Origin of the sequence: Streptomyces sp. 4N124, from assembly GCF_052245395.1 — a bacterium.
GTDB lineage: Bacteria > Actinomycetota > Actinomycetes > Streptomycetales > Streptomycetaceae > Streptomyces.
In genome coordinates this window covers 61633-86712 of record NZ_JBQQBS010000014.1, presented here as the reverse complement: position 1 = coordinate 86712, position 25080 = coordinate 61633, and the positions used below count along the sequence as shown (strand labels likewise).

Annotated in this window: 32 protein-coding genes; 12 read left to right on the top strand and 20 right to left on the bottom strand. The window is 69.5% G+C overall.

Translation table 11 applies throughout. From position 1 onward, the window contains the following. Positions 1-2 precede the first annotated feature (2 nt). The 4 genes from ACTWQO_RS16835 to ACTWQO_RS16820 all read right to left on the bottom strand — a co-directional run bounded on the left by ACTWQO_RS16835 (position 3) and on the right by ACTWQO_RS16820 (position 1908). Entirely contained in the window at positions 3-467 is a 465-nt protein-coding gene (locus ACTWQO_RS16835) for a DUF4352 domain-containing protein (RefSeq protein ID WP_443238127.1), read from the bottom strand. A gap of 189 nt (positions 468-656) precedes the next feature. After that, positions 657-1025: an NUDIX hydrolase gene (locus ACTWQO_RS16830; RefSeq protein WP_443238126.1), complete on the bottom strand. Its 369-nt coding sequence runs from the start codon at positions 1023-1025 to the stop codon at positions 657-659. Between the two features lie 44 nt (positions 1026-1069). Continuing rightward, on the bottom strand, positions 1070-1423 hold the full coding sequence (locus ACTWQO_RS16825) for a hypothetical protein (RefSeq protein ID WP_443238125.1): 354 nt from the start codon (positions 1421-1423) through the stop codon (positions 1070-1072). Next, positions 1420-1908 (bottom strand): hypothetical protein, encoded by a 489-nt coding sequence (locus ACTWQO_RS16820; protein ID WP_443238124.1) that lies wholly within the window; start codon positions 1906-1908, stop codon positions 1420-1422. The genes ACTWQO_RS16825 and ACTWQO_RS16820 overlap by 4 nt, the downstream gene beginning before the upstream one ends. 202 nt (positions 1909-2110) lie before the next feature. Between ACTWQO_RS16820 and ACTWQO_RS16815 the strand changes: the two genes are divergently transcribed. The 4 genes from ACTWQO_RS16815 (at position 2111) to ACTWQO_RS16800 (ending at position 4297) form a co-directional block, all read left to right on the top strand. Next, the gene (locus tag ACTWQO_RS16815; protein WP_443238123.1) at positions 2111-2374 is read left to right on the top strand and encodes a hypothetical protein; all 264 of its coding nucleotides are present in this window, start codon (positions 2111-2113) and stop codon (positions 2372-2374) included. A gap of 2 nt (positions 2375-2376) precedes the next feature. Continuing rightward, positions 2377-2646, top strand: coding sequence for a helix-turn-helix domain-containing protein (locus ACTWQO_RS16810; RefSeq protein ID WP_443238122.1), 270 nt, complete (start codon positions 2377-2379; stop codon positions 2644-2646). Between the two features lie 98 nt (positions 2647-2744). Then, positions 2745-2891, top strand: a complete 147-nt coding sequence (locus ACTWQO_RS16805; RefSeq protein WP_443238121.1) for a hypothetical protein — start codon at positions 2745-2747, stop codon at positions 2889-2891. 1157 nt (positions 2892-4048) lie between these two features. Beyond that, complete coding sequence (locus ACTWQO_RS16800) at positions 4049-4297, top strand: hypothetical protein (RefSeq protein ID WP_443238120.1); 249 nt, start codon at positions 4049-4051, stop codon at positions 4295-4297. Positions 4298-5343: 1046 nt separating this feature from the next. On the opposite strand, the gene ACTWQO_RS16795 is transcribed toward ACTWQO_RS16800, so the two are convergent. The 10 genes from ACTWQO_RS16795 to ACTWQO_RS16750 are packed head-to-tail and all read right to left on the bottom strand — an operon-like array spanning position 5344 to position 9354. Then, complete coding sequence (locus ACTWQO_RS16795) at positions 5344-5742, bottom strand: hypothetical protein (protein WP_443238119.1); 399 nt, start codon at positions 5740-5742, stop codon at positions 5344-5346. Continuing rightward, positions 5739-6119 carry a DUF6907 domain-containing protein gene (locus tag ACTWQO_RS16790; RefSeq protein WP_443238118.1) on the bottom strand — a complete coding sequence of 127 codons (381 nt, stop codon included), beginning with the start codon at positions 6117-6119 and terminating at the stop codon, positions 5739-5741. Before ACTWQO_RS16790 ends, ACTWQO_RS16795 begins: the two co-directional genes overlap by 4 nt. Continuing rightward, on the bottom strand, positions 6116-6307 hold the full coding sequence (locus ACTWQO_RS16785; RefSeq protein WP_443238117.1) for a hypothetical protein: 192 nt from the start codon (positions 6305-6307) through the stop codon (positions 6116-6118). Before ACTWQO_RS16785 ends, ACTWQO_RS16790 begins: the two co-directional genes overlap by 4 nt. Then, positions 6304-6600, bottom strand: coding sequence for an HNH endonuclease (locus tag ACTWQO_RS16780; RefSeq protein WP_443238116.1), 297 nt, complete (start codon positions 6598-6600; stop codon positions 6304-6306). The genes ACTWQO_RS16785 and ACTWQO_RS16780 overlap by 4 nt, the downstream gene beginning before the upstream one ends. Continuing rightward, positions 6597-7409 carry an RNA polymerase sigma factor gene (locus ACTWQO_RS16775; protein ID WP_443238115.1) on the bottom strand — a complete coding sequence of 271 codons (813 nt, stop codon included), beginning with the start codon at positions 7407-7409 and terminating at the stop codon, positions 6597-6599. The genes ACTWQO_RS16780 and ACTWQO_RS16775 overlap by 4 nt, the downstream gene beginning before the upstream one ends. Continuing rightward, positions 7406-7813 carry a hypothetical protein gene (locus tag ACTWQO_RS16770; protein ID WP_443238114.1) on the bottom strand — a complete coding sequence of 136 codons (408 nt, stop codon included), beginning with the start codon at positions 7811-7813 and terminating at the stop codon, positions 7406-7408. Before ACTWQO_RS16770 ends, ACTWQO_RS16775 begins: the two co-directional genes overlap by 4 nt. Beyond that, entirely contained in the window at positions 7810-8544 is a 735-nt protein-coding gene (locus ACTWQO_RS16765; RefSeq protein WP_443238113.1) for a DUF6907 domain-containing protein, read from the bottom strand. The genes ACTWQO_RS16770 and ACTWQO_RS16765 overlap by 4 nt, the downstream gene beginning before the upstream one ends. Next, on the bottom strand, positions 8541-8711 hold the full coding sequence (locus ACTWQO_RS16760; RefSeq protein WP_443238112.1) for a hypothetical protein: 171 nt from the start codon (positions 8709-8711) through the stop codon (positions 8541-8543). The genes ACTWQO_RS16765 and ACTWQO_RS16760 overlap by 4 nt, the downstream gene beginning before the upstream one ends. Further along, complete coding sequence (locus ACTWQO_RS16755; RefSeq protein ID WP_443238111.1) at positions 8708-8845, bottom strand: hypothetical protein; 138 nt, start codon at positions 8843-8845, stop codon at positions 8708-8710. Before ACTWQO_RS16755 ends, ACTWQO_RS16760 begins: the two co-directional genes overlap by 4 nt. Continuing rightward, positions 8845-9354, bottom strand: a complete 510-nt coding sequence (locus ACTWQO_RS16750) for a DUF6907 domain-containing protein (RefSeq protein WP_443238110.1) — start codon at positions 9352-9354, stop codon at positions 8845-8847. The genes ACTWQO_RS16755 and ACTWQO_RS16750 overlap by 1 nt, the downstream gene beginning before the upstream one ends. Positions 9355-9558: 204 nt before the next feature. Between ACTWQO_RS16750 and ACTWQO_RS16745 the strand changes: the two genes are divergently transcribed. The 4 genes from ACTWQO_RS16745 (at position 9559) to ACTWQO_RS16730 (ending at position 12640) form a co-directional block, all read left to right on the top strand. Then, a complete protein-coding gene (locus ACTWQO_RS16745) occupies positions 9559-9804 on the top strand; it encodes a hypothetical protein (protein ID WP_443238109.1) in 246 nt (81 codons plus the stop codon). Between the two features lie 135 nt (positions 9805-9939). Beyond that, positions 9940-11442, top strand: a complete 1503-nt coding sequence (locus tag ACTWQO_RS16740; RefSeq protein WP_443238108.1) for a peptide deformylase — start codon at positions 9940-9942, stop codon at positions 11440-11442. Positions 11443-11535: 93 nt separating this feature from the next. Beyond that, positions 11536-11685 (top strand): hypothetical protein, encoded by a 150-nt coding sequence (locus ACTWQO_RS16735; protein ID WP_443238107.1) that lies wholly within the window; start codon positions 11536-11538, stop codon positions 11683-11685. Positions 11686-11689: 4 nt separating this feature from the next. Beyond that, positions 11690-12640 carry an RluA family pseudouridine synthase gene (locus tag ACTWQO_RS16730; RefSeq protein ID WP_443238106.1) on the top strand — a complete coding sequence of 317 codons (951 nt, stop codon included), beginning with the start codon at positions 11690-11692 and terminating at the stop codon, positions 12638-12640. Between the two features lie 104 nt (positions 12641-12744). Here the strand turns inward: ACTWQO_RS16730 and ACTWQO_RS16725 are convergent, their stop codons facing one another. From ACTWQO_RS16725 to ACTWQO_RS16700, 6 genes are all read right to left on the bottom strand, one after another. Then, the gene (locus ACTWQO_RS16725) at positions 12745-14235 is read right to left on the bottom strand and encodes a cytochrome P450 (protein ID WP_443238105.1); all 1491 of its coding nucleotides are present in this window, start codon (positions 14233-14235) and stop codon (positions 12745-12747) included. Positions 14236-14288: 53 nt separating this feature from the next. Beyond that, positions 14289-14909 carry a GTP-binding protein gene (locus ACTWQO_RS16720; protein WP_443238104.1) on the bottom strand — a complete coding sequence of 207 codons (621 nt, stop codon included), beginning with the start codon at positions 14907-14909 and terminating at the stop codon, positions 14289-14291. Next, positions 14890-15306 (bottom strand): DUF742 domain-containing protein, encoded by a 417-nt coding sequence (locus ACTWQO_RS16715; protein WP_443238103.1) that lies wholly within the window; start codon positions 15304-15306, stop codon positions 14890-14892. Before ACTWQO_RS16715 ends, ACTWQO_RS16720 begins: the two co-directional genes overlap by 20 nt. Then, positions 15303-15710, bottom strand: a complete 408-nt coding sequence (locus ACTWQO_RS16710; protein ID WP_328367779.1) for a roadblock/LC7 domain-containing protein — start codon at positions 15708-15710, stop codon at positions 15303-15305. The genes ACTWQO_RS16715 and ACTWQO_RS16710 overlap by 4 nt, the downstream gene beginning before the upstream one ends. Further along, a complete protein-coding gene (locus ACTWQO_RS16705; protein ID WP_443238102.1) occupies positions 15707-17326 on the bottom strand; it encodes an ATP-binding protein in 1620 nt (539 codons plus the stop codon). The genes ACTWQO_RS16710 and ACTWQO_RS16705 overlap by 4 nt, the downstream gene beginning before the upstream one ends. A gap of 314 nt (positions 17327-17640) precedes the next feature. Beyond that, positions 17641-18267: a TetR/AcrR family transcriptional regulator gene (locus ACTWQO_RS16700; RefSeq protein ID WP_443238101.1), complete on the bottom strand. Its 627-nt coding sequence runs from the start codon at positions 18265-18267 to the stop codon at positions 17641-17643. Between the two features lie 148 nt (positions 18268-18415). Between ACTWQO_RS16700 and ACTWQO_RS16695 the strand changes: the two genes are divergently transcribed. Genes ACTWQO_RS16695 through atzF form a run of 4 tightly spaced genes read left to right on the top strand, consistent with a single transcriptional unit; the run spans position 18416 to position 25007 of the window. Next, positions 18416-19252, top strand: a complete 837-nt coding sequence (locus ACTWQO_RS16695; RefSeq protein ID WP_443238100.1) for an urea amidolyase associated protein UAAP1 — start codon at positions 18416-18418, stop codon at positions 19250-19252. Then, the gene (locus ACTWQO_RS16690) at positions 19249-19845 is read left to right on the top strand and encodes an urea amidolyase associated protein UAAP2 (protein ID WP_443238099.1); all 597 of its coding nucleotides are present in this window, start codon (positions 19249-19251) and stop codon (positions 19843-19845) included. Before ACTWQO_RS16695 ends, ACTWQO_RS16690 begins: the two co-directional genes overlap by 4 nt. Further along, positions 19842-23354: a 5-oxoprolinase/urea amidolyase family protein gene (locus ACTWQO_RS16685; RefSeq protein WP_443238098.1), complete on the top strand. Its 3513-nt coding sequence runs from the start codon at positions 19842-19844 to the stop codon at positions 23352-23354. The genes ACTWQO_RS16690 and ACTWQO_RS16685 overlap by 4 nt, the downstream gene beginning before the upstream one ends. Positions 23355-23366: 12 nt before the next feature. Further along, positions 23367-25007, top strand: a complete 1641-nt coding sequence (gene atzF / locus ACTWQO_RS16680) for an allophanate hydrolase (RefSeq protein ID WP_443238097.1) — start codon at positions 23367-23369, stop codon at positions 25005-25007. Positions 25008-25080: the final 73 nt, after the last annotated feature.

Genomic DNA, 25080 nt, shown 5'->3' with positions numbered 1-25080 from the left:
CGCTACGCCTTGGGCACCGCCCATTCGGTGGGGTCGGAGCCTTCCGGCTCGTACACGACCCGCTCGGGTCGCTTCTTGCTGTCTACCGGGAACGAGATCAAGCCGGCCGCGCAACGCCCCGGCAAGACCCTCTTGTCCATCGGGAACTCCGGCTTCGGCATGTCGCCGCCCGTGGAACCAGTGGCGTCGATGCTGGTGCCGTCCTCGTAAGCCAGCGACCACGGGAGCTGACTGACCTCGATGTCGCCCTCGATGTTGCAGACCTTGACGTTGATGGTGGCCCAGATGTCGCCGCCCTGGAAGTCGAACGGCTTCTGTGGCTGGGGCCCCTTGTGCGGCTGCTGGTACTCCACGGCCTGCACAGTGAGGTGTACGTCGTTCTCGGCGTCGGTGATGTCCTTCTTGGCGCCCATGTTCAGGACGCCGTCCGTCTTCGGTGCTGCTTCGGCGCCGGGTGTAGCGGTCACGGTCTGTGTGACGGTGGCGCGGATCGTCTTGGGTTCTCCGTCGCTGCTGCATGCGGTTGCGGTTGCGGCGACGAGTAGAGCGGTACAGACGGCTGTGCGAGTGCGCATGGATCCCCCCAAGTGGTGCTGATGCAGGCAGCATCATGCGTGGTCGTGGAGGCGCGTGGAGGGTGAGTGATGGTCCTGTAATCAGAGGCAGCTGTCGAGGTAGGCCTGTACGGGCGGGTACAGGCCGCGCGGCACGTAGCTGCCGAGGTCGCCGGGTGGCACCCAGGCGACGGCTGAGACCTCCCGCGGGGAGGCGGCGTGTGCGACTCCCGCGATGGGGCGGCAGGCGATGTAGGCGATGTGCCGGCCCGTGTCGGGGTGGATGCGCTCGCCCAGCAGTTGGAGCGCCTCGACCTCGAGGCCTGTCTCTTCCCGCATTTCCCGCACCGCTGCCTGCTCGGGACTCTCGCTGGCCTCGACGGTGCCTCCGGGCAGCGCCCAGACGAGGTCGCCCTCAGGTGCGCTACGGCGGATCAGCAGGAGGCGGCCATCCGTGACGACGACCGCCATAGCGACGGGCCGCAGATTCGAAGTGGGCGGGGCGTCTCGCTGCGCTACTCGGTTTCCTTGGGGTGCCCGACGGAGGCTTTCACCAGCCATACGATCCGCTTCTGCTCGTTGACGAGGAACCAGAGCCGGCCCCCGCCCGTGACTTCGATCTGCCACTGCGGGAGCCGGTCGCCTTTGAAGTCGCGGTAGGCGAGGTCGAACTTGAGCTGGTGATGGCGCTCTGTCTGGTTCTTGGGGCAGGGGTCGGTGCGCATCTGTGCCCATGCCTTGCTGGCGTTGCCAGGCGCCTTGTTGCCGATCTCCCGCCATCCTTCGACGGCCGCCGTCTCCCCGTAGCGGACCTCGTATTCGTCTTTGCCCGGCGGTGGCGCTACCGGGTCACCCTTCTTCGGGCTCACTCGCTGGGAACCTCCGGCGGTTCGACCGGGCCGAGATCCTCGCTGGCCGGGGTGGTGAGCTCACGGTGCAGGTCGCGGTCGGCGTGAATGAGCGCGGTGGACTTCCATGCGGCGATGACCGGGGCAAGAAGACTCACATTGTCCAGGTCGACAGCTGCGCGCGCGGTCTCGACGAACTCGACGAGGAACTCACGGACGGCCTCGTCGGGCAGGAAGCGAACCCAGGGGAACGCGTCCGGGAAGACGTGAGTGAGGATCTTTACGGCCTGCGGGTCGCTCTTCATCATGGCGACGAAGAGCCGGGTCGTTGAGTCAACGACCTGTACAGCCTCGTCTGCCTGCGCTGCGGTGGTCAGGTAGAGGTCTTCGTCGTCCCGGCGGTGCAGGCGGATCGCCCTGCGGGTGCTGCCCTGCATGCGGGCGACGGTGTCTTTGGGCTTCTGGATCAACTCCGAGAAGTTGGCTTCAGCGGGCATGGTGGTCATGACTTCAAAGCTACTTCAGAAGTCCAATGCTGTCCACATCATGTCCACGCCGACGGGCTGCCCCTGCACCTACTTACTGGGGACGGCTTTGCCCTGCGCCTGCACTCAGCGACCCTGACGAAAAGGTTCGACCGCTGCGCGCGCGCTCTAACCCCACCAATGAGTGATCTTGATCGGGCGGCCAGTTGGACAGCCATCACCTATGGCGAGACAGCCCAAGATCCGCGAAAACCTTCCCGCCCCGACGTCCGCCGAGGGCCAGCTCTTCCACTACACCGCCTACGAGGCCGCGCCGTGGACCCCCTTCTCCGGCCGCAAGATCGCGGAACTGATCGCCCGCCGCGAGATCGAGTACGTCTTCAACGGCCGCGACAACTACCTCACCGGCGTCCAGATCGCCGCGCTCGTCGAGCGCTACACGGTCAAGCCGTTCACCGCGCCGCCGCTGGCTATCGGCAGGAGGTAGGGGTGACCAAGTTCGCTCCCCCGAAGGGCTGCCTCTGGATCGAGCAGGCCGCCGCCCACCTCGGGTTCGCGCCCAACACGCTCCGCAAGTGGCGCCTAACCGGCAAGGACAAGGCCGTCGGAATGCACAGCTTCAAGGTCGGCGGATACGTCGCATACAAGATCGCCGACCTCGACGCCTACCTCGAAGGCCAGTACCAGGCAGCGGTGAACCCGCCACCGCTGCCGGAGATGCGACTGCCAGAGCCGCGGCTTTCACGGCGTCGGCGATGAGGGCGCGCAGCAATACCCCCGCCCGGCCAGCTGACCTCAATTCCCCGTTCTTCAGCCTGCGCGAGGTCGCGTGGCTCCTGCACTGCAGTGTCTGGACCGTGCGTCGAAGGCTGACGGCTGGCCGGCTCGGCTACAGCCAGGAGAGGAAGGGCGGCGTGATCGTGGTCAGCCGGGAGGATCTCGCCCGCTACTACCAGTCCACTCGCGCACGGCCGGGCCGCATTCCGCGCCGCCCGGAGGGCTGACACTCGCGCTGATCTGCGCTGACACCAGCAGCGCCCGGCATGCCCGTTTTGCCGCTGGTGTCAGCGGGGTGTCAGCAGCCCCCGCGCACACGCATTACCTAAGGCGGGGAGGGGTGTCAAAGATCAACTGACACCTTCTGACACCTCACCTGCTGCCAATCGGGCATTTTTGGCGTCAGTGCAGGTCAGATAGGTGTCAGCGATTGAGCAGCCGCTTGCTGCTCAGGCGCTGCTCAGAATGTGAAGGTGCAGGTCGTAGCTGCTCAGTTTGCTGCTCAGCGCCTGCTCAACGGCTGCTCTGAGCAGGGCCTGATCAGGCGTCTGAGCAGACGCGACCTGCGTTTTGCGGGCCTGATCAGGACTGATCAGGGGTGGATAGCGCCCTGTTTGCCCCGTCTTGCGGGGTGGATAGTTGACCTTCGAGGGTGGATAAAAGCCGGATGGAATCCACCCATCAGTCGGGGGACGAGACGGGGCAAAGTGGGTGGACAGCCACCTGGACAGCCGCCCGGAAGATCCTGGTTCGCCCCGGACAGCACCCCGGACAAACGATCTTCGAGGTAGGACGCTGTCCGGGCAGCGTCCACCCCCTGCCCTACCCTCTGTCCGGGGTCAAACCGGGACATGCCCTACCGGCCGTCCACCTAGTTTGTGCCAGTATGGGGTCTGTCGGAGGTCTACCAAGGTCCGCCAAACGATCACACTCCTGGCGCCGAATGGCAGACCTCCGGAGACCTACCGGTAGACCTCGACCTGCGGTTTGGTAGACCTCCGGCAGACCTAGGAATCGGGGCATTTCAACCGGACAGAGACCGGACAAACGATCATCCGGAGGCGCTCAACTGTCCAGTCACGTCCGGTGTTCCGTCCAGTGCCGACCTGCGGTTGTCCAGTTGGTGTCCGATGCCTGTCCAGTAGCCACGGCCCTGCCTTGACCTGCGTGACTACCGGGGTCACGCAGGTCAGCGGCTCGGAGGCGAGGCGGAGGTGTGACACCCCAGGTCAGGCCCGTGACCCCGGTGTGACACCCGGCGGGCGCCGGGGTGCCCCGCCTAACCCACCCATAGGGTGATCTTGGGATGTGGTGCGCAGGGAAGCATGAAGGTGTGCCGCGCTCTTCGAAGACGTACCGAATCACCCGCCCTCGATGGCATTGGATGATCACCATCAAGTGGACCGATCAGGGCGGCACCGACCGTATGGCCACCGCGACCGGGACGCTCGCACCGTTGCCGGACCACACGCGCGAGAGCACGTTCGAGTACCTCTACGAGCGCACCGTGCATGACGTTGGGGCGACTGACGCGTTCGTCCTGTTCTTCGCCCTGGAGCCGGACACCCTCTGGAAACCGTCGAACGACACCGATCGTTCACTCGTTCACCCGCGGCCGGCAGGTGAACGATGACGGCTCTACGCGCGCACGTGCGCGCGTGCGCGAGCGGGCGCATAGAAGTCAAGGGCTCACGAGTGAACGGCTTGAGCCGAGCCGTTGAGCCATCCGTTGAGCCATCTTCGCGGCGCCGCGAAAAAGCCCCCGCACCGGGCACGGTGGAGTGCGGGCGCGGGCCGGGGGGCTCGACGTGTGGCCCGTGCACGGTGAGAGGCGAGCACGGGCCGCGGGCGCCGTGTCCGGTAGGAGTCGGACACGGTTCCCGCCCTTACGGGAAGCGGGTTGAGGCGCTCACTCCTGTCGCCAACTGGCGCTCACAGTGAGCGCCAGAACGGCCGACAGTTGGCGCTCCCAGAGCGCCCCGAGTTGGCGCCAACTGAGCGCGTTCCTGGCGCTCACATCTGGCGCCAAGATGAGCGCCCCGAGAGCGCCAACCTGAGCGCCAGACCCTTGGGGGTAAAGGACTCCAGCCGGTACCGCCCGGAACCAGAAGCGGTACCGCGGGCGGAACCAGTACCGGTACTGGAGACGGAACCAGAAGCGGTACCGGAGACCGGGGATAGATCGGTAACGACCTGCCGGAACGGAGGCCGTCCTGTGCTCACCGGACGCGCCCGCAGGGCCGGTTCCGAGCGCCGTCATGGCGCCCGCCCGGAAAGCTTCTGGCGCCCGGCAACGTTTGTGGAAGACGCCGCGCGGATGGCGCGCGCAGCGGGCGGGGTAGCTGTGGAAGACCCTGCGAGAACCTGCGCCGCGGAGGCCCGTTGACTTGGATCGCACGCTGCACGGACACGCCTCGAAACGGCCGGGGTCATTTGGGATTCCACGTGCGCCGAGACCCCTCGCGAACCCCTCGCGCAGAGCGGGGTGTTTGGATCGCGACCTGCGGTCGATGCACCCTCGCGGAGAGGTGGGGGCATTTGGTGTGCACGCTGCGCGAACACGGTCCCGCAGAGGGGCGAGCACTTGCGATGTGGCCTGCAGGGTTGTTGGGATTCCACCTGCGGTTCGAGCCCCTCAGGTGCCCCTCCGGAGAGGGGCACCTTTTGGGATTCGACGTGCTACTTCAGGCCCGCGCCGCCGAGCCTCGGGTACGCCCGGTCGACGGCCCGGTACATGGCCATCACGAGCTCGTGCGTGGCCCGGTCGTAGAAGTCCGGCTCAGCCATCTGAGCCATCGCCTCCGCGCCCCGTTGAAGGTCGAGCATGTTCTCCGAAAGCAGGTAGCACTCGGCGAAGTAGCGGACCTCCGCGACCGTCAGGTCGTCCGGGTGCCGCTCGCCGGGGCTGTAGTACTTGTGCACGCCCATGTCGACGGCCGCCGCGAGGTGGTCGCGGGAGACGACGACCCGGAGGCCGACCACGGTGTGCGGCTCGTCGTAGGGGTCGACGATGGTGTGCTGCTCGGTCGTGCCGCGCACCGCCGGCACGTCGGTTAGGTGCTCGAGGGGCACGGTCATGACTGCTGCTCCTTCACTGCCTCGGCGAGCTGGTCGCGCATCTGCTCGACGCGGGCCAGGAACACCTTGTGCTGGCGGATGAACTCGTCGACCTGGGTCACGTCCAGCTCGACGGACGGCCCGGCGACGCCGGCCTGCGTGTCGATGACGAGCAGGCCCGGGTCGTCGCCCTGCTCGATCTCGGGGACGACGATGTGCGCGTGCAGCTCCCACGGGCCCTCCCAGCCGGACCGGTCCGCGTTCGGGGCCAGTACGGCGAAGGCGGACCGGTGGAACACGTCCACCGGGATGTCGCTGCTGTGGTCGATGACGCACCACGACGGGCACTGCCCGACCCAGGGGGCATTTGAGATGCGACCTGCGGTGATGCTGCTCATTTCCCCACCTCCAAGTGGGTTGCGCGGACGGCCCGGCAGGCGAGGAGCAGCAGCCCCTCGCGGTCGTTGAGCCGGTTCGCTGTCGTCATGTCGGCGAGGACCGACGGAAGAGAGAAACTGCGGGGCCGCCGGCAGGCCGCACCGACCGCGGCATCCTCCGTCGGACGCCGCACACGGGTGACGCTCATGCGGTCAGCTCCCATTCGGACTGCCGGAAGACGGCGAGCAGCAGCCACACGAACGGCCACGGCAGGCTGTCAGCCTTGGCGAGGTTGCAGCGCTCGCAGGCGAGCACCAGGTTGTCGATGTCCCAGCCGGGCCAAATCCGGTGCGGGACGAAGTGGTCGAGGGTCTTGCGGCGCAACGGCCGGCCCCGGAAGTTGCGGCGGCAATAGAAGCAGCGCGACCCGTCACGGTTCTTGATGGCGCAGTGCAGGAACGTCTTCTGCTCCGCGGTGAGCAGTTCGCGACGGGCGCTCACGATGCTGCCCCCGCCTTCTGCCGCTGCCCGAGGTTCCGGCAGTCCCGGCACACCCTGGTGCCGTCCGCAAGGAAGCTCACGCGGTCCAAGTCGTCCAGGGGATGACCCTTGGAACAGCTCTTCGACGTCGGGTCGGAGGCGACCCCTTCGACGCGGACACCACCCGAGTAGCGGGCTGGTGGCCAGCCACTGCACGACCGCCAGCTGCCGCCCCCGACGCGCTCCAGCTCACCGCGGATCTGGCCTACCACCCGGCAGGCTTCCTGCAGTTCCACCAAGGCCTCATCACGCTGCAACTTGGCCTCGGTCTTGCGGGCCTCGTTGCGGGCCGCCCGTACTGGGTCGGAGGTGGCGGCCCCGCGCGGCTTCATCGACGCGACCTTGGTGTGCAGGCGCCGCCAGCGCTCGGACGCCTCCTCCATGCGCTCAAGGGCTGTCTCCAGCTCTTCGGCAATCATCGCCAGCATGGGGTCGCCGGCCGCGTAACGGTGCTCGTTGAGGCCGTCGAGGGCGACGGACGCCGGGTCGTTCAGGTCTGTGGCGAACGAATGCTGCTGCGTGAACAGCGCCTGGTGGGTCCAGACCTTCCGCTGCGCCATCGTCATCAGCAGCCCGAACGGCTTGTCTACCGAGCGCCCCTTGCGCAGGTGCTCCCACAGGCCGATGAACGCCTCCTGCGCGAAATCCTCGTTCTGGCTGACCAGCGTCACGGGCAGGCGCCTCCTGAGCCAGGCGGCCAGCTCGTTGAAGTGCTGGCCGTGGAGGGCCTCGAACTGTGCGGTGATGCTCTGCCGGGTGACAGCATTCATCGCGCGGCCTCCGTGCGGGGAAGGTCGAACGGGTACGGGAGGTCGGGGCCGCCGACCCAGCGAAAGCTGTGCTGCAGCCACGCCTCGCGGACCGCGTCCAGGCAGCGCCGGTAGTCGTCGGCGTCCGCCCGCGAGCCGGCCAGCAATGCCTGCCGCCAGTCCGCGAGGACGACGAGCAGCTGCTCGACGAACTCCTGCGGGGCGTCCGGGTCGGACTGGCCGCTGCCAGACTCGGCGGTGCCGTACTCCAGCTCGAACAGGACGTCGGAGTCGAGGCCCTCGAAGCGGGCCGCGTAGTCGGCGGCGCGGTAGCCGTCGACGATGACCTGTAGGTTGTCGCCGAAGTCCTCGGCGTCCACGTCGATCTCATCCGGCAGGTTGGGGGCCGCGTGGTCGATGGTCATGAGCCGTACCTCCGCAACCGGTCCAGGTGATTGCTCAGGCGGTACAGGCGGCCGACGTGCATGCCGAGCTCCGCGGCCAGCTCCCGCAGCTGCGCGGGGCTCATCGGCGGGAACTCCTCGACGTCCGCCACCGGGTACGGCTCCGGCTGCAACTCCGAGAACGGCGCCCAACTGATGCGGGCCGGCAGGAACTCGACCGTGCCGCGGTCCGTCTCCAGCTCGGCGACGGTCGGCCGCCCATGGTGGGTGACGTCGGCGCGGTAGCCGATCGGCTCGTCGTCGTGACCGAGGCACCAGTCCGGCTCGTCGATGGTGATCGTGCCGTGGTCGTCGGTCTCGATCGTCACCGTGCCCTCGCCGTAGCGGGGCGCCTGCCTTGCGGGCGCGTCCGGTACCCGGCGGGCCGGGTAGGCGCGCTCGACTGCCTCGGCGAGTACCTGCATGGCGCGCTGCTGCTCGGGCGGGAAGACGCGCTGGCGGTCGCGCTCCATCTGTACGTCGAGGGCGTGGAAGGCCTGCACGGACAGGTAGGCCTCGACCTCGTGCCGCGTCTCCAGGATGGTGAGCGACTCGGGGGCACGGTCTCCGGCGATCTCCGCCCAGGCGATCCCGAGCGCCGTCGTGATCTGCTCACGGGACAGCAGGAAGTCGACCCGCACGATGACTTCGGGCGTGTGCTCCTCGTCGCCGAGTGCCTCCGTCGGCCCGTACACGGGCAGGTCCCCGCTCACTGGTCGCCCCCCGCTGTGTCGATGACGACCAGCGCGGCCCGGATGGACGCTTTGAGGGCGCCGTTCTGGCCGGCCAGGTCGCGGACCAGGACATGGGATGCGGCCTGCTGGTCCAGCGCCTCCGCGAGGAGACGCCGGATCAGGGCCAGCGCTTCGCGCTCGCTCACGCAGCCCACCCCTTGCGGCGAGCCTTGACGCGGATGCGGCGCCCGGGGATCCGGAGCGGCAGACCGTCCACACCCGCCAGGGACATCCGGTGGTGGTCGCGGGTCTGGCTCACATTGCCGTTACGGCGCGGCATCAGAGGGCACCGCCCTGGACCCGGCGCAGCGACTCGTCCATGTCCGGGTCCGACTCGGACGTCTGCTTGTTCGCGAGACGTGCCGTGCGGGCCTGGTGCCGCAGCTCCGAGGCGAAGCCGATCGCGTCGTCCGCCAGCTTCTCCGCCATGGCCGGGGTGAGGTGGCAGTAGTCGTTCCCGCCCGCGTCCTGGATGGTGACGTGAGCGGCCCGGAACTCCGGCTCCTTGGCGACGGGGTCGGCCTCGACCCAGGAGTGCATCTGCACCGGGTAGGCCCCGTAGCCGAAGGTCGGAACGTGCACGCTGGCCACGGCGCCGCGGTGCATGATGTCCGACAGGTCCCGGACGAGCTCGTCGACGTGGTCCTCGCTGCACCACGTCGGGTCCTCGATCAGGACGATCACCGACGTGTCGTTGGTGGCGCCGACCTTCACCGGAACGAAGCGGTGACCCGGCCTCGGCTCGGGCAGCGGGTAGAGGTTGGACGTGCTGATGGGAAGATGTCCCATAGCGGTTCTCCTGTAATGGCAGGGATCCGTCAGGCCCCGAACCGGTGAGACTTGGCGGTAGCACCGGGGAGGGGCCGTCTTCGTTGCTACAAAGCTAGACCCGCTTGTTGCTACAAAGCAAGCCGCTTGCCAAAGAATCTTGTAGCAACGAATTGCGGACACCGCTTCTTGTCGGTCGTGGCTACAATTCAGTACCCTCGGGGCATGACGCCCGAGACCCCCGACGACGACAAGTACGACGTCCCCCGCAGATTCCGAGCCCCTGACGACGAGTGGTTCCCCTTCGGGGACGCCGCCCGCTCCCTCCAGCCGCAAGGGCGCAGCCCTAGGGCGAAAGTGCTGCGGGAGTTCATGCGCTGGTACATGAGGCGCCCGGGCGCCAAGCTCCCCGAGCGTCCACCTGCTGGCCCGTGGTCCGAGCCGGCCGGAGCCAAGCCGAATAGCGACTGATCGGCAAGCACGCATCGCGTTCCCCTTGCGTCGGGCGTTGTGATCACCTCCGAGGGAAGCGCGGGAACACCATGTGACGGCAGCCTGAGCGGCGCTCACTCATAGATCACTCACATGCACAGGGGAGAGGCGGCAATGGCCAGCCAGCAGCCGGACGAGGCGTTCATCGCGGAGCTGAAGCGATGGAGGGACGTCCGGGGCTTCTCCCAATCCGCTCTCGCCAAGCGTGTCGGCTACACCCCCTCGTACATTTCGAAGGTCGAGGGTGGACAGCAGCGACCTTCCGCCTCTTTCGCATCTGCCGCAGACCGCGAGTTGCGGGCGGGAGGCGCGATCACGCGGGCGTACAGCGACCTTGAGGGCCGCACCCCCGCCGCGCACCCGGCGGCCCCGGAGAACGGCTCAGGGGATGCGCACGCGGCGAGCCTGATCGTCGAGCATGAGGACACGTCCCTGCACTACGACGGCCGCGCCTACCGGGCCACCCAGCGGCGCCGGCTCTACAACGACAGCCCCGACCCGGTTGCCCGCTACCTGATCCGTATCTCCGTCGACCGCTACCCGGGCAACCCCGAGCGGTCGAACCAGCACTACCGGGCGAACCCGCTCACCTGGGATGAGATCGGCCTCAGCGCCAGCGTCAACGGCGAGCCCCTCACCTGGCGCGTCCAGCACGACCGCGACGCCTTCAAAGAGCTGTGGCTCCTCTTCGAGAACGACCACGGCCGCTACCCGCTCTACCCCGGCGAGTCGGCATGGCTCGAGTACAGCTACACCGTGGCGGACACGAAGTGGGGAACCTGGTTCCAACGCGCCGTGCGCCTTCCCACCCGCCTCCTCAGCGTCCGCCTCGACTTCCCCGCCGAACTCGACCCGCAGGTGTGGGGCACCGAAACCACGATGACCGCTGCTGCGCTGCCGTTCCGCACCGCAATACGCCAGACGCAAGAGAACGGGCGGAGCGTCTATGCGTGGAGCACTGAGGATCCGCCCCTGCACGCCCGCTACCGGCTCGAATGGAAGTTCCGCGCCCGACCGGACCACGAGGAGAACCCGCACGCAATGGAGACCGCGCAGACCGCCAGCGACAGGATGCGCGCCATCGGCGTCGTACAGGAAGGCGACCCGATCCTGAACAAGACGGCCCGCCTGTTCACCCTGCCCGACGAGGCCGAGGACGCCCGCCGAGTCGTCGCCGAGCTGGTCTCCGCCTGCGAACGCGCCGCCACCGTGCACGTCTTCGGCAAGGGCATGGGCATGGCCGCCCCGCAGATCGGCATCGACCGGGCCGTCGCCATCGTCCGGTCACCCGACGGAGAGTCCATCACGCTCCTCAACCCCCGGATCGTCGAGGAATCCCCGGACACCGACGAGCAGTACGAGGGGTGCCTGAGCTTCTTCGACGTGCGCGGCAAGGTGCCCCGCCCGCTGGCCATCAGCGTGGAACACACGGACATCGACGGCCAGCAGCGCATCACCATCTTCGAGCGGGGACTCGCCCGGCTCGTCGCGCACGAGGTCGACCACCTCCACGGCGTGCTGTACCGCTCGAGGATGCAGGATGGCGTCGAGCCGATCCCGGTGTCGGAGTACCGGGGTACTGGCAGCGACTGGCGGTACGGCTCGGCAGGGCAGTGAGTGCCCTCGCAGGGCACAACCAGGGCACCAGACAGCAACTAACGATGCGAAACAGTGGCAAGTACTGACAGTGGTTTTCGCAGCTCAGGTGGGGTGCGAGAACGTCCGCCCAGGTCGCACCACATCCGAGCACACTGGTACTTCCAGTGGTTCACCGTGCTGTTCCTCGGTGTGACCCTCGTGGTCGGTGCGGCCTACCGGATCTACAAGAGCCGGACGGCGACCGAGGTCTCGTACGCTTGACCGGGTGAGACGTAAGACCCGGATCCCGTCCTCCCCGTTGCCGCAGCGCGACGGGGTGGATGCGGTGCGGGTGCGGTTGCCCCTTGAGGGGCCGTGGGGCACGGTGCGGGAGCATCTGGTGGAGCGGCTGTCGGGGGCGGGGGCCGGGGTCGTCGACGGGATGTTCGGCGACGGGCTGTTCGTGGGGGCGGACGGGCGGGCCGTGGCGCCGGACGCGCCCTATGTGCCGGGGATGTTCGTGTGGTTCCACCGGGAGCTGCCGGACGAGGTACGGGTGCCGTTCCCGCTGGAGGTCGTGTACCGGGACGAGCACATCGTCGTCGTCGACAAGCCGCACTTCCTGGCCACCACGCCGCGCGGCAGCCATGTCACCGAGACCGCGCTCGCCCGGCTGCGGCGGGAGCTGGGCATCGAGACGCTGGGCGCCGCACACCGGCTCGACCGGCTCACCGCGGGGCTCGTCCTGTTCACCGTGCGGCCCGGGGAACGCGGGGCGTATCAGACACTGTTCCGCGACAGGCGGGTGCACAAGGAGTACGAGGCCGTAGCGCCGTACGATGCCGGGCTCACCCTTCCCCGGACCGTACGCAGCCGGATCCTCAAGGAGCGCGGGGTGCCGGCCGCCCGGGAGGTCGAGGGCGAGGTGAACGCCGTCAGCCGCGTCGAGCTGCTCGACCGGCGTGCGGACGGGCTGGGGCGGTACCGGCTCACGCCCAGCACCGGGCAGACCCATCAGCTGCGGGTCCACATGAGCGCGCTCGGCGTCCCGATCCTCGGCGATCCGCTCTACCCGGAGGTGACCGCCCCCGTGCCGGCCGGTGACTTCCGGCGCCCGCTCCAACTCCTCGCACAGGCACTGGAGTTCACCGATCCGGTCACGGGGGTCGAGCATGCGTTTCGCAGCGGGCGGGCGCTGGAGGCATGGGCGTCGTACGACACGTGGCGCTCCGCTTGATGCGGGCCGGTGCAGCGCCCCGATAGGGGCGCGGGGAACTGCGCGACCAGCCCCCACCGGCCCGCAGCACCGCACGCAGCCCGAGGAACCCGAACGCCGTCCGATCAGTTGCCGCGCCACCAGCGCAAGAAGCGGCGCCAGGCGCTTGGGCGGTGGGCCGGTTCGGCGGGGAGCGGGGGCGTCGGCTGGGGTTCGGCGGCGGGGGGCGGGGTGACGGGTGCCGGTGCCGGTACGGGCGCGGGCGCAGTCGTGCCGATCTGCCACGTGTCCCGCTGCTGCGGAATGGGCGCGTGGCTCGGCTTCTGCATCACGTCCTGTTGCGGCTTCGGCGCGAAGCGGACCGGGAGTTCCACGAGGTGGCGGGAGGCGATCGACTCCGTCCACTGCAACTCGTCCTCCTCGCAGTCGAGTTGGACGTCCGGCAGCCGCATCAGCAGCGCGTCGACGCCGACGTCGGCGATGGCGCGGCCGAGGTCCTGGCCGGGGCACTCGTGCGGGCCGCCGCCGAAGGCGAGGTGGGAGCGGTTGCCCTGCATGTTGGCGGACAGGTCGGGGCGTACGCGCGGGTCGACGTTGCCCGTGGCGGGGGCGAAGAGCAGTCCGTCGCCCTTGCGGATGCGCTTGCCGCCCAACTCCGTGTCGTTCTTGGCGAAGTAGGCGAAGACGGTGCTGAACGGCGGCTCGTCCCACAGGGACTGCTCGACCGCCTCCGGCACGGTCATCTGGCCGCCGTTGAGCTGGGCGAGGAAGCGCGGGTCGGTGATGACCATGCGCAGCGCGTTGGACAGCAGGTTGACCGTGGCCTCGTAGGCGGCGAAGAGCACGAGCCGCAGGTGTTCGCGGACCTCGTCGTCGGTCAGCCGGGCCGGGTGGGTGATGAGGTGGCTGGCGAAGTCCTCCTGCGGCTGGGCACGGCGGGCGATGGTGAGCCGGCTCAGCGCGTCCATCACGTAGGCGTGGCTGGCGATCGCGGTCTCGGTGCCCTTGAGCGCGTCCCGGGCGGCCTGCACCATCGTGTCGTCGTACTCCTCGGCCATGCCGAGGACTTCGCACATCACGGCCATCGGCAGGTGCTCGGCGAACTGGCTGACCAGGTCGGCCTTGCCCTTCTCGCAGAACTCGTTGACGAGGCGCTGGGTGTAGCGGTTGATCTGCCGGCGGATGCCGCGGTGGTCGATGGTCGACATGGCGCCGGTGACCGCGCTGCGCAGCCGCTGGTGCTCGTCGCCCTCGGCGTGGGCGCAGATGGGCTGCCAGGCGATGTGCGGCATCAGCGGGTGGTCGGGCTTGACCATGCCCTCCACGAGCGGAGTCCAGATGCGGCTGTCCCGGCAGAACTGCGAGGGCGTACGCACCATGTGCAGGTTCTCGGTGTGCCCGAGGACGATCCACATCGGTACGTCGTCATGGAGCAGCACGGGTGCCACCGTGCCGTGCTCGTCGCGCAGTTGCTCGTAGAGATCACTCAGGTCCGCCGCCTCGGGACCGTAGAGCCGGTGCAGTCCCCCGGGGCCGGTGCCGTGGGCGGGGCAGCCCGGGGGCGGGCCGGTGATCGGGTCGTGCGTACCGGTCCGGGAGTGGGATTCAGGCGTCACAGGGGTCGCTCCGAAAAGGGTTCCGATGTGTTGGGGAGTGGCGCATACGGAGGTCAGGTGAGCGCGCCCGTCATCGCGAGCGAGTGCAGGAAGCGCATCAGGGTCATGAGGGTGTCCCGGCTGGAGGCCCGGCGGCGTGCGTCGCACTCCACGATGGGGATCTCCTCGGGCAGGTCGAGCGCGGCACGCAGATCCTCGATGGGGTAACGGGGCGCGTCGGGGAAGGAGTTGACGGCGACGACGAAGGGCACGCCGCGCTCCTCGAGACGCCCTATGACGTCGAAGCTGACCTCGAGCCGACGGGTGTCGATGAGCACGACGGCGCCCAGTGCGCCTTCGAACAGGCCGTTCCAGAGGAACCAGAAGCGTTCCTGGCCGGGGGTGCCGAAGAGGTACAGCACCAACTGGTCGGTGATGCTGATACGGCCGAAGTCCATGGCCACGGTGGTGGCCGTCTTGGTGTCGGAGCCGTAGTTGTCGTCGACTCCGATACCTGCCTGCGTCATGGTCTCTTCGGTGGTCAGCGGTCGGATCTCGCTGACGGAACCGACCATGGTCGTCTTGCCGACGCCGAAGCCGCCGACGATCACGATCTTCACCGCGGCCTGGGCCGTGTGCGGCAGATGGTCCTCGGTGCGTGGGCCCGGGATCGTGTCAGAGCTTTTGAAGTCCATGCATCACCGCTTCGAGGAGGTTCCGGTCGGCGATCGACTGCCGCGCGATCGGGGCGCGCGCCTGCACCAGGTCGGCCGCCAGCATCTCGGTGAGCAGCACCGTCATCACGCTGTACGGCAGGCTGAGGTAGGCCGAGAGCTCGGCCACGGACAGCGGGGCGGTACACAGCCGGAGCAGCGCCGTCTGCTCGGGCGTGGCGGAGAGCGGCGGGTCGGCGCACGCCACGATTAACGTGACCAGGTCGAGGTCGGCGCGGGCACCGTCCTCGCCGGAGATCACATACAGCCGCTCGATCTTCTTGGGCCCTTTCCCCTCGCTGTCCTTGGGGATCGGGGGCAGGGGTGGGGGTGGTGCTGCCGCTTTGGGGAATCGCCGCCGGCGTTGCGGAGGAGTCATACGGTCTGCCCGTTGCGCCTGGGCGGACTGGTGAGATGGGCGCCGATGCGGATGACCAGGTCGCTCATGCGGTTGCTCATCAGCCCGGGCTCGGCGAACGTGTCGGACAGCACCGCGAGATAGGCGTTGGGGCCGGCGGCCATCAGATAGAAGTAGCCGCCGTTGATCTCGATGAGGACCATCTTCATCTTGCCGTCGCTGTCCGGGATCTCCTGGGCGACCGCACCCGCCAGGCTCTGCAGGCCCGCGCAGGCCGCGGCGACCCGGTCGGCCGCGTCCGGGTCACCGCCGTGGCGGGCGATGCGCAGGCCGTCGGCGGAGAGCACCACGATCATCTCGATGCCCGGTACTCCGTCGGCGAGATCCTTGAGCATCCAGTCGAAGTTGGCGCGCGATTGGATCACTTGAGGTCCCCCTCGTCGTCGGCCGGGGCATGGGCCGGCTCGTTGGTCGGCTGGGTGGGTGCGGTGGGGTCCTGGTCGCGCTTGAGGCCGTTCCAGAACGCCTCCACCCACTGCCCGGGTGCGGGCTCTTCCTTCTCTTCCGGCTCTTCCGGTTCGGGCTCGGGCTCCCTGGACCAGACGGAGGGCTGTCCGGCTTCCCGGGCGGCGGCCTCGGCGCGCTCGAAGGCGGCCTGCTCGGCGAGGCGCTGGCTGAGCGGGATCTGGACCCGGCGGCGGCGCTGCGGCAGGCCCTGGGCGGTCCACTCGGTGACCACGGGGACGTCGTCCTCCATGGAGACCGACGCGGGGATCTTGGGGCTGGTGGGGCGGCGCCGCTTCTCCTTGCGCTTGGGCCCTTCGATCGCGCCGAGTTCGGGCTTGGGCGCGCCGGCCGCGCCGATGCCGTGCGCATAGGCGGTGGCGATCTCGTCGGTGATCATCTCGCGCGGTACGACCATGACGGCGCGGACCCCGCCGTAGGCCGAGGTACGCAGCGAGACCTGCATGTCGTACCGCGAGCAGAGCCGGCCGACGACGGCGAAGCCGAGGCGTGGGCTCTCGCTGAGGTCCTGGAGGTCGCTGGCGGTCTTGGCGCGTTCCAGCATGCCTTCGACCCGGGCGCGGGACTCCTCGCTGAGGCTGACGCCGGCGTCCTCGATCTCGATGGCGACGCCGGTCTGCACCTCGACGGCGTTCACGTGCACCTTGGTCTGGGGCGGCGAATAGCGGGTGGCGTTGTCGAGGAGTTCGGCCGCCGCGTGGATGACCGGCTCGATGGAGATGCCGCGGATGTTGACCTTGGCGATGGAGTCCAGCGAGATGCGCCGGTACTCCAGGATGCGGGACATGGCGCCGCGCAGCACGCTGTACAGCGGCACGGGCTCGGGCCACTGGCGGCCGGGGCGGCCACCGCCGAGGACGGAGATGGAGTCGGCGAGCCGGCCGATCAGCGCGGTGCCGTGGTCGATGCGCAGCAGGTCGTCGAAGACCTCGGGGTTGCGGCCGTGGTCCTCCTCCATCTCCCGCAGTTCCTTGTTCTGCTGGTGGACGATGGCCTGGACGCGGCGGGCGATGTCGACGAAGGAGCGCTGGGCGGAGTCGCGCAGGGATTCCTCGTAGTCGACGACTTCGAGCATCGACTTGATCAACAGCCGCTGTGATTCAGGGAGTTCGCGGTAGGAGGGGTCGATCTTGCCGAGGTCGCGCATCACTTCGAAGACGGCGTTGCCGCAACGCAGCCGATAGATGGCGGCGGGCACGATCTCCTTCGCGAGGCGGCGCACCTCGTCGTCGTGGGAGGCGAGGCGCTGTTCCAGATACGCGCAGTGACGGGCGTGCTCCGCGCGCACGTCCCGCAGGGTACGGCCGCGGCGCACTGCTTCGGCTGCCGTTCCGATCACCAGCAGGGTGGCGACGGCGCCGCACAGGCCGATGGCCAGCCGGGCCGGTCCGGTCACCAGGGCGACGGCGGCTCCGGTCGCCGCGGCCATCGCTATGGCGGGCAGCAACAGCAGGCGCGTGTACGGCAGTTCACGTCGACGAGGTGGAGAGGCGGAAGGAGTGTGAACGCTCACCATGTAGGCCCTCTGAAACGAATCGGCGGGGTGTCGGGGGAGCTTGCAGGGGGTACGTCTTGGAGTTGTCGGGATCTTCTGCATGTTTGGGAACAAGCGCACGAATATGTGCCAACTCGGTGCGCTGCGGGCGAGCTTAGTCCGACCGGATCATCGCTGTGTCATATTCAGCAAGCACCTGAAATGGGGCGTGGGACAGGAGTAACCTCGGCCCCATTTACACGCTCAGAGATCATTCGCACACGGTGCGTCACAGCGTACGGCCGTACGAAGAACACTCACCGTGACGGGTGAAGATCGGCTTCCGTGGGCGGCGCTCAGATCCCGGCGATCCGCAGCGCCGCGTCCGCCGTGGCCTCGGCGAACACCGAGACAGGACGCTCCGGTTCGGAGCGGTGGACCAGGATGACGCCTTCGATCAGACCGAACAGCAGATCCGTCCGCAATTCGAGCTCGCTCTTGGCGAGTTGGCCGCCGACGGCCGTGGCGGCGAGCAACTGCCGGTAGGCGTCCTTGAGTTCGGCTCGAACGGCGTGGAACCCCGCGAACCGCTCGGCCCGCACCTCCGGCAGCAGATACAGGCCGCCGAGATTGTGCGGGCCGCCGCAGAGCAGCTCCACGTCGGCGCGGCACAGCTCCCAGAGCCGGTCCTCGGCCGGGGTGGTGTCGTCGGCGAGCAGTTCCCGCGCGTAAGTCAGCGACGGGGTGACCGTGGACTCCAGGAGCGCGGCGAGCAGTTCTTCCTTGCCGGAGACGTAGTGGTACATGGACGCCTGCCGCATGCCCGCGCGCTCGGCGACGGCCCGGGTCGTGGTGGCCGCGTAGCCGCGCGTGGTGAACAACTCGGCGGCTGCGGCGAGGAGTTCGTCACGCGGTTCGAGCCCGCTGTCGGGCCGCCGCTCGGCCCGCGGTCTGCCGACGCGTCGTCCCCTGCTCGTGCCCATCCGTCGATCCTCGCATATTGACGCAGGTCGCGATCTCTGTGAGGAATCGGTAACTGGGCGGAAGCACCCGGGCAATGCCGGTGACGCGCCCCGTGCCTAATTTCTGTCGCGCGACAGAAATCAAAGACACCGGAGCCGGAGGTCCGCGATGACACCAGGGAAGGCAACAGCGACCACGTACGGAGCCCGTGCGCATGCGCGCGCCCAGGAGGGCACGCGCACCGAGGCCATGCCTGTCGTCCCGGCCACGGACTGGCCCGAGCCGCCCCCCGAGGCGATCCGGCTGGTGTGGGCGGAGACGGTGGCGGGCGGCAACTACACGCACCGGGTGCTGGCCCGCGGCACCGAGCTGCGGCTGACCGACCTGCGCGGCGACGCCTGCGCGCATCTGCTGCTGTATGTCGCCGACCGGCCGTGGGAGCGGCTGAACGTCGCCGACACGGTCAAGGTCCAGTGGAACGCCTACCTCGGCGAGGGCCTGCTGCTCCTCTCCGACCAGGGCCGCGTCCTCGCCTCGCTGATCGCCGACACCTCCGGACGGCACGACGCGCTCTGCGGCACATCCACCCTCGTACGCAACACCGAGCGGTACGGCGACGGCGCCCCGCAGTCCGGCTCACCGGCCGGACGTGAGCTGTTCAAGCTGGCCGCCGCGAAGCACGGCCTCGAACCGCGCGATCTGCCGCCGTCGCTGTCGTTCTTCCAGGGCGTCGAGGTGCGCGAGGACGGCGCCCTGGACTTCACCGGTTCGGTCGGCCCGGGCGGCAGTGTGACGCTGCGTGCCGAGCAGGACGTCACGGTGCTGATCGCCAACGTGCCCCACCCGGTCGACCCGCGGGACGACTACGTCAGCACCCCGCTGGAGGTCCTCGCCTGGCGCGCCGAACCGACCGAGGCCGGCGACCCGCTGTGGGACGCCTCCCCCGAGGGCCGCCGCGCCTTCCTCAACACCGCCGAATTCCTTGCCGCGAGGGGGCTCGCATGAAGACCGTCGTTCCCGCACGCGCCGCCTGGTCGTCGGTCGTCCGCTCCGGCGAGACACTCACCATCACCGACCTGCACGGCAACCAGGCCGTCGACTTCCTGGTGTACGACGCCCACGACACGTCGGTCCGCTACAGCGCACCCGACACGATCCACGCGCAGGGCAACCTCTTCCTCACCACCGGCAGTGTGCTGATGTCCAACGAGCACACACCCCTGATGACCGTGGTCGCCGATGACGTCGGCCGGCACGACACGGTCGGCGGCGCCTGCTCCAAGGAGTCGAACACCCTCCGGTACGGCCACCACACCTGGTCGCAGCACGCGTGCGTGGACAACTTCCTGGCGGAGGGCTCGAAGTACGGGCTGGGCAAGCGGGATCTGGTCTCCAACATCAACTGGTACATGAACGTACCGGTCGAGAAGGACGGCACCCTCGGCATCGTCGACGGCATCTCGGCACCCGGCCTCTCCCTCACCCTCCGCGCCGAACGCGATGTGCTGGTCCTCGTCTCCAACTGCCCGCAGATCAACAACCCTTGCAACGGCTTCGATCCGACGGCGGTGGAGATGACGATCGGGGAGCCCACGTGAGCTTCGAGACGCTGCTGGTCGCCAACCGCGGCGAGATCGCCGTACGGATCATCCGCACGGCCCGCGAACTCGGTCTGCGCACCATCGCCGTGTACTCCGACCCGGACCGCTCGGCACCGCACGTCCGGCTCGCCGACCAGGCGGTACGGCTGGGTCCTGCGCCCGCGAAGGAGTCATACCTCGATGTGGACCTGGTGCTGAAGGCCGCCAAGGACACCGGCGCGGGCGCGATCCATCCCGGGTACGGCTTCCTGTCCGAGGACGCGGCCTTCGCGCGGCGCTGCGAGGACGCCGGGATCGTGTTCGTGGGCCCGACGCCGGAGCAACTGGAGCTGTTCGGCGCGAAGCACACGGCGCGGGCGGCGGCGCGGGCCGCGGGGGTGCCGCTGGCGCCGGGCACGGGGCTGCTGGGCTCGGTCGAGGAGGCCCTGGACGCGGCCCGGGCGATCGGCTACCCGGTCATGCTCAAGGCGACCGGCGGGGGCGGCGGTATCGGCATGTCGGCCTGTCGATCCGCCGACGAACTGACCGAGGCCTGGGAACGAGTGCAGCGCGTCGCCGCCGCATCCTTCTCTTCGGCCGGTGTCTTCCTCGAACGCCTCGTCGAGAACGCCCGCCATGTCGAGGTGCAGGTCTTCGGCGACGGCGCGGGGAACGTCGTCACCTTCGGCGACCGGGACTGCTCGCTCCAGCGGCGCAACCAGAAGGTGCTGGAGGAGGCGCCGGCGCCCGGGCTGCCGGACCAGGTGCGCACCCAACTCAGCACATCCGCCAGCGACTTGTGCGCGTCCGTCGGCTACCGCTCCGCCGGAACCGTCGAGTTCGTCTACGACGCCGCGCGCGAGGAGGCCTGCTTCCTGGAGGTCAACACGCGCCTCCAGGTAGAGCACCCGGTCACCGAGGAGATCTACGGCGTCGACCTGGTCGCCTGGATGCTGCGGCTGGCCCGCGGCGAGACCGACGTCGTACGCGACCCGGGTCCGCCGCACGGTCACGCCGTCGAGGCGCGCCTGTACGCGGAGGATCCGAGCCGTGACCACCGGCCCAGCGCGGGCCTGTTGACGCGGGTCGAGTTCCCGCCGGGCGTAAGGGTGGACGGCTGGGTGGAGACGGGGACGGAGGTGACGACGGCGTACGACCCGCTGCTCGCGAAGGTCGTCGCGTACGGCCCGGACCGGGAGCATGCGCTGCGGCGGCTCGACGCGGCGCTGGCCAGCACGCGGGTCGACGGCATCGAGACCAACCTGGGGCTGGTGCGGGCGGCGCTCGCCGACCGGGAGTTCGGTGCGGCCCTGCACTCGACGGCCACCCTCACGCGGGTGAGCGATCCGACCCCGCGTATCGAGGTCGTCTCCGGCGGGCTGCTCACCACGGTGCAGGACTGGCCGGGCCGCTCCGGCTACTGGCAGGTCGGCGTGCCGCCGAGCGGCCCGATGGACGACCGGTCGTTCCGGCTGGGCAACCGGGCGCTGGGCAACCCCGAGGGCGCGCCCGGGCTCGAATGCACCCTCCAGGGACCGGCGTTGAGGTTCACGCAGCCGACGACGGTGTGCGTGACGGGTGCTCCCGCGCCGGTGACCGTCGACGGGGCGCCGGTCGCGCAGTGGGAGCCGGTGACGGTGCCCGCAGGGGCCGTACTGGAGATCGGGGCGCCCACGGAGCACGGGCTGCGGACGTATGTGCTGTTCGCGGGCGGTCTGGACGTGCCCGGGTTCCTGGGCAGCGCGAGCACCTTCACGCTGGGCCGGTTCGGCGGGCACGGCGGGCGGGAGCTGCGGACCGGCGATGTGCTGCACGGGGGGACGGTCGCGGACGGCACGCCCGTACCGGTCGACGACCGTCCCGCCTTCGGCACCGTATGGCACGTCGGCGCGGTCGAAGGCCCCCATGCCGCACCGGAGTTCTTCACCGAGCAGGACATCCGGGACTTCTACGCGGCCGACTGGAAGGTGCACTTCAACTCGGCGCGGACAGGTGTGCGGCTGGTCGGTCCGAAGCCGCGCTGGGCCCGTACGGACGGCGGTGAGGCGGGCCTGCACCCGTCCAACATCCATGACACGCCGTACTCCGTCGGCTCCGTCGACTACACGGGCGACATGCCGGTGCTGCTGGGCCCGGACGGGCCTTCGCTCGGCGGGTTCGTGTGCCCGGCCGTGGTGCTGAGCGCGGAGCGGTGGAAGCTGGGGCAGCTGCGGCCGGGCGATACGGTGCGGTTTGTGCCGGTGGATGTGGACGGGGTGGGGCGGGCGGAGATCGTGGACGGTGGGGTGCTGGCGCGCGACTGCGATGTGACATACCACAGGAGCGGCGACGACAGCCTGCTCGTCGAGTTCGGGCCGATGCAGCTGGACCTCGCCCTCCGCATGCGCGTCCACGCACTGATGGAAGCGATCGCCGAGGAGTCCCTCGACGGGATCACGGACCTCACACCGGGCATCCGCTCCCTCCAGATCCGGACGGACCCGCGACGGCTCCCTCAGCACGAACTCCTCGCCGCCGTAAGGGAGACGGTCTCCTCACTCCCGCCCTCCGACGAACTCGTCGTCCCCTCCCGCACCGTCCACCTCCCCCTCTCCTGGGACGACCCGGCGACCCGCGAGGCCATCGCCCGCTATATGGCGGGCGTGCGCGACGACGCGCCCTGGTGTCCGTGGAACATCGAGTTCATCCGCCGCGTCAACGGGCTCGACTCGGTGGCGGACGTGTACCGCACGGTGTTCGACGCGGAGTACCTCGTACTCGGCCTGGGAGACGTCTATCTGGGCGCCCCTGTGGCGACCCCGCTCGACCCACGGCATCGGCTGGTGACGACGAAATACAACCCGGCACGCACTTGGACGGCCGAGAACTCGGTCGGCATCGGCGGCGCGTATCTGTGCGTCTACGGCATGGAGGGCCCGGGCGGCTATCAGTTCGTGGGCCGAACGACCCAGGTGTGGTCGCCGTGGCAGCAGCGCGGTGCGTTCGAGCCGGGGTCGCCGTGGCTGCTGCGGTTCTTCGACCGGATCAAGTGGTATCCGGTGGGTGCCGAGGAACTGCTGGAGCTGCGGGCCGACATCAAGTCCGGGCGCTTTGTGCCGCGTATCGAGGAGGGCACGTTCTCACTCGCCGAGTACCAGGCCTTCCTCGCCGAGAACGCCGAGTCCGTCGCCGAGTTCCGGGCCCGGCAGGGTGCCGCGTTCGCGGCGGAGCGGGACGCGTGGGAGGCGGCGGGCGAGTTCACGCGGGCGGAGAGCGTGGTGGCGCCCGCGGCACCGGCGGCCGAGGTGCGGGTGCCGGCGGGCGGCCGTCTCATAGAGGCCGAATTCGCCGCCTCCGTATGGCAGTTGAACGTCGGGCAGGGAGACGAGGTGAGCGCCGGGCAGCCGCTGCTCGCGCTGGAGGCGATGAAGATGGAGTCCAGGGTGCACGCGCCGGTCGACGGTGTGGTGACCGAGATCCTGGTCGGGCCCGGGGACCAGGTGGAGGCTGGGACGGCCCTGGTCGTCCTCGCGCCCGCAGCAAACTGAGGAGCACAAGCAATGTCGACCGCCGTGTCCCGTGTCCGCGCCGCCTACGCCCGTATCGAGGCCGTGGACCGCCCCGAGATCTGGATCGACCTGCGGCCACGGGAGGAGGTCGAGGCGGAGGCCGCCGCGCTCGACGCACGCGTGGCCCGTGGTGAGCGGCTGCCTCTCGCGGGGCGGCTGGTGGCGGCCAAGGGCAACATCGACGTGGCCGGGCTGCCGACCACGGCGGGCTGTCCGTCGTACGCCTACCGGCCGGAGGCGGACGCTCCGGTGATCGCTGGGCTGCGTGCGGCCGGTGCGCTGGTCCTGGGCACCACGAACCTGGACCAGTTCGCGACGGGCCTGGTGGGCACCCGCTCCCCCTACGGCGCCGTGCGCCATGCGTACGACCCGGCGCGGATCAGCGGCGGTTCCAGCTCCGGCTCGGCGGTCGCCGTGGCGCTGGGCCTGGTCGACTTCGCCCTCGGCACGGACACCGCGGGCTCGGGCCGGGTGCCGGCCGCCTTCAACGGCATCGTCGGCCTCAAGCCCACCCGGGGCCTGGTCCCGACGGAGGGGGTTGTTCCGGCCTGTGCCTCGCTGGACTGCGTGACGGTGCTCGCGCGGACGCTCCCGGAAGCCGAGCAGGCCATGTCGTACATGATCACGGTGCCCCAGCAGCTCCCGCAACGCCCGCCGGGCCCCTGGCGGATCGCGGTCGCCTCGCCGCGGCAGCTCGGCGAGCTGGATCCGGGCTGGGCGGAGGCGTACGAGGCGGCCGTACGGCAGGTCACCGAGGCGGGTGCGGAGGTGCGGACGATCGACCTCACCCCGTTCACGGATGCCGCCGCGATGCTCTACGAGGGCGCCTTCGTGGCCGAGCGCTACACCGCCGTGGGGAGCTTTATCGACAAGTTGCTCTCCGAAGGCGGCGCCGGACTCGACCCCACCGTCACCGGCATCATCACCCGCGCCCGCGACATCCCGGCCCACCAGCTCTACGCGGACCAGGAGCGGCTCGCCGCCCTGCGCGCCCATGCCGAATCCGAACTCGCCGACGCGGACGCCCTGTTGTTGCCCACCACACCCGGCCACCCCACCCTCGCCGAGGTCGCCGCCGATCCCCTGGGCGCCAACGCCCGCCTGGGCCGTTTCACCAACTCCACCAACCTGTTCGACCTGGCGGCGGTGGCCGTCCCGGCGGGCGAGGTGAACGGCCTGCCCTTCGGTGTGATGCTGATCGGCCCGGCGTTCACCGACGAGCGGTTGGCGCGGATCGCCGGGCTGCTCCATCCGGAGATCCGGCTCGCGGTCGTCGGCGCCCATTTGTCGGGCCAGCCCCTCAACCCGCAACTCCTCGCGCTGGGCGCCCGATTGGACCGTACGACCACCACCGCCCCCGTCTACCGCCTGCACGCCCTGGCGACCACCCCGCCCAAGCCGGGCCTCGTCCACGTCGGCGAAGCCGGCGCCCCCATCGAGGCCGAGGTGTGGCGCCTCCCGGCGGAAGGCCTGGGCCGCCTGCTTGCCTCGCTCCCCCGCCCGATGGCCCTGGGCAGCATCGAACTGGCCGACGGCAGCCACGTGCCCGGCTTCCTGTGCGAGCCGGGGGCGCTCGACGGGGCGGCGGACATCACGTCGCACGGGGGCTGGCGCGCGTATCTCAACACGTAGGGCGGTTCGGCAGCGCCCCGAAGGGGCGCGGGGAACTGCGCGACCAGCCACGACGGGCCAGCAGACAAGCTAC

Bases quoted from the DNA above. Each gene is read 5' to 3' on its own strand.
- ACTWQO_RS16830 (WP_443238126.1), bottom strand. From the start codon at position 1,025: ATGGCGGTCGTCGTCACGGATGGCCGCCTCCTGCTGATCCGCCGTAGC.
- ACTWQO_RS16820 (WP_443238124.1), bottom strand. From the start codon at position 1,908: ATGACCACCATGCCCGCTGAAGCCAACTTCTCGGAGTTGATCCAGAAG.
- ACTWQO_RS16815 (WP_443238123.1), top strand. From the start codon at position 2,111: ATGGCGAGACAGCCCAAGATCCGCGAAAACCTTCCCGCCCCGACGTCC.
- ACTWQO_RS16800 (WP_443238120.1), top strand. From the start codon at position 4,049: ATGATCACCATCAAGTGGACCGATCAGGGCGGCACCGACCGTATGGCC.
- ACTWQO_RS16795 (WP_443238119.1), bottom strand. From the start codon at position 5,742: ATGACCGTGCCCCTCGAGCACCTAACCGACGTGCCGGCGGTGCGCGGC.
- ACTWQO_RS16790 (WP_443238118.1), bottom strand. From the start codon at position 6,119: ATGAGCAGCATCACCGCAGGTCGCATCTCAAATGCCCCCTGGGTCGGG.
- ACTWQO_RS16785 (WP_443238117.1), bottom strand. From the start codon at position 6,307: ATGAGCGTCACCCGTGTGCGGCGTCCGACGGAGGATGCCGCGGTCGGT.
- ACTWQO_RS16775 (WP_443238115.1), bottom strand. From the start codon at position 7,409: ATGAATGCTGTCACCCGGCAGAGCATCACCGCACAGTTCGAGGCCCTC.
- ACTWQO_RS16770 (WP_443238114.1), bottom strand. From the start codon at position 7,813: ATGACCATCGACCACGCGGCCCCCAACCTGCCGGATGAGATCGACGTG.
- ACTWQO_RS16755 (WP_443238111.1), bottom strand. From the start codon at position 8,845: ATGCCGCGCCGTAACGGCAATGTGAGCCAGACCCGCGACCACCACCGG.
- ACTWQO_RS16750 (WP_443238110.1), bottom strand. From the start codon at position 9,354: ATGGGACATCTTCCCATCAGCACGTCCAACCTCTACCCGCTGCCCGAG.
- ACTWQO_RS16745 (WP_443238109.1), top strand. From the start codon at position 9,559: ATGACGCCCGAGACCCCCGACGACGACAAGTACGACGTCCCCCGCAGA.
- ACTWQO_RS16740 (WP_443238108.1), top strand. From the start codon at position 9,940: ATGGCCAGCCAGCAGCCGGACGAGGCGTTCATCGCGGAGCTGAAGCGA.
- ACTWQO_RS16720 (WP_443238104.1), bottom strand. From the start codon at position 14,909: ATGGACTTCAAAAGCTCTGACACGATCCCGGGCCCACGCACCGAGGAC.
- ACTWQO_RS16715 (WP_443238103.1), bottom strand. From the start codon at position 15,306: ATGACTCCTCCGCAACGCCGGCGGCGATTCCCCAAAGCGGCAGCACCA.
- ACTWQO_RS16705 (WP_443238102.1), bottom strand. From the start codon at position 17,326: ATGGTGAGCGTTCACACTCCTTCCGCCTCTCCACCTCGTCGACGTGAA.
- ACTWQO_RS16700 (WP_443238101.1), bottom strand. From the start codon at position 18,267: ATGGGCACGAGCAGGGGACGACGCGTCGGCAGACCGCGGGCCGAGCGG.
- ACTWQO_RS16695 (WP_443238100.1), top strand. From the start codon at position 18,416: ATGACACCAGGGAAGGCAACAGCGACCACGTACGGAGCCCGTGCGCAT.
- ACTWQO_RS16690 (WP_443238099.1), top strand. From the start codon at position 19,249: ATGAAGACCGTCGTTCCCGCACGCGCCGCCTGGTCGTCGGTCGTCCGC.
- atzF (WP_443238097.1), top strand. From the start codon at position 23,367: ATGTCGACCGCCGTGTCCCGTGTCCGCGCCGCCTACGCCCGTATCGAG.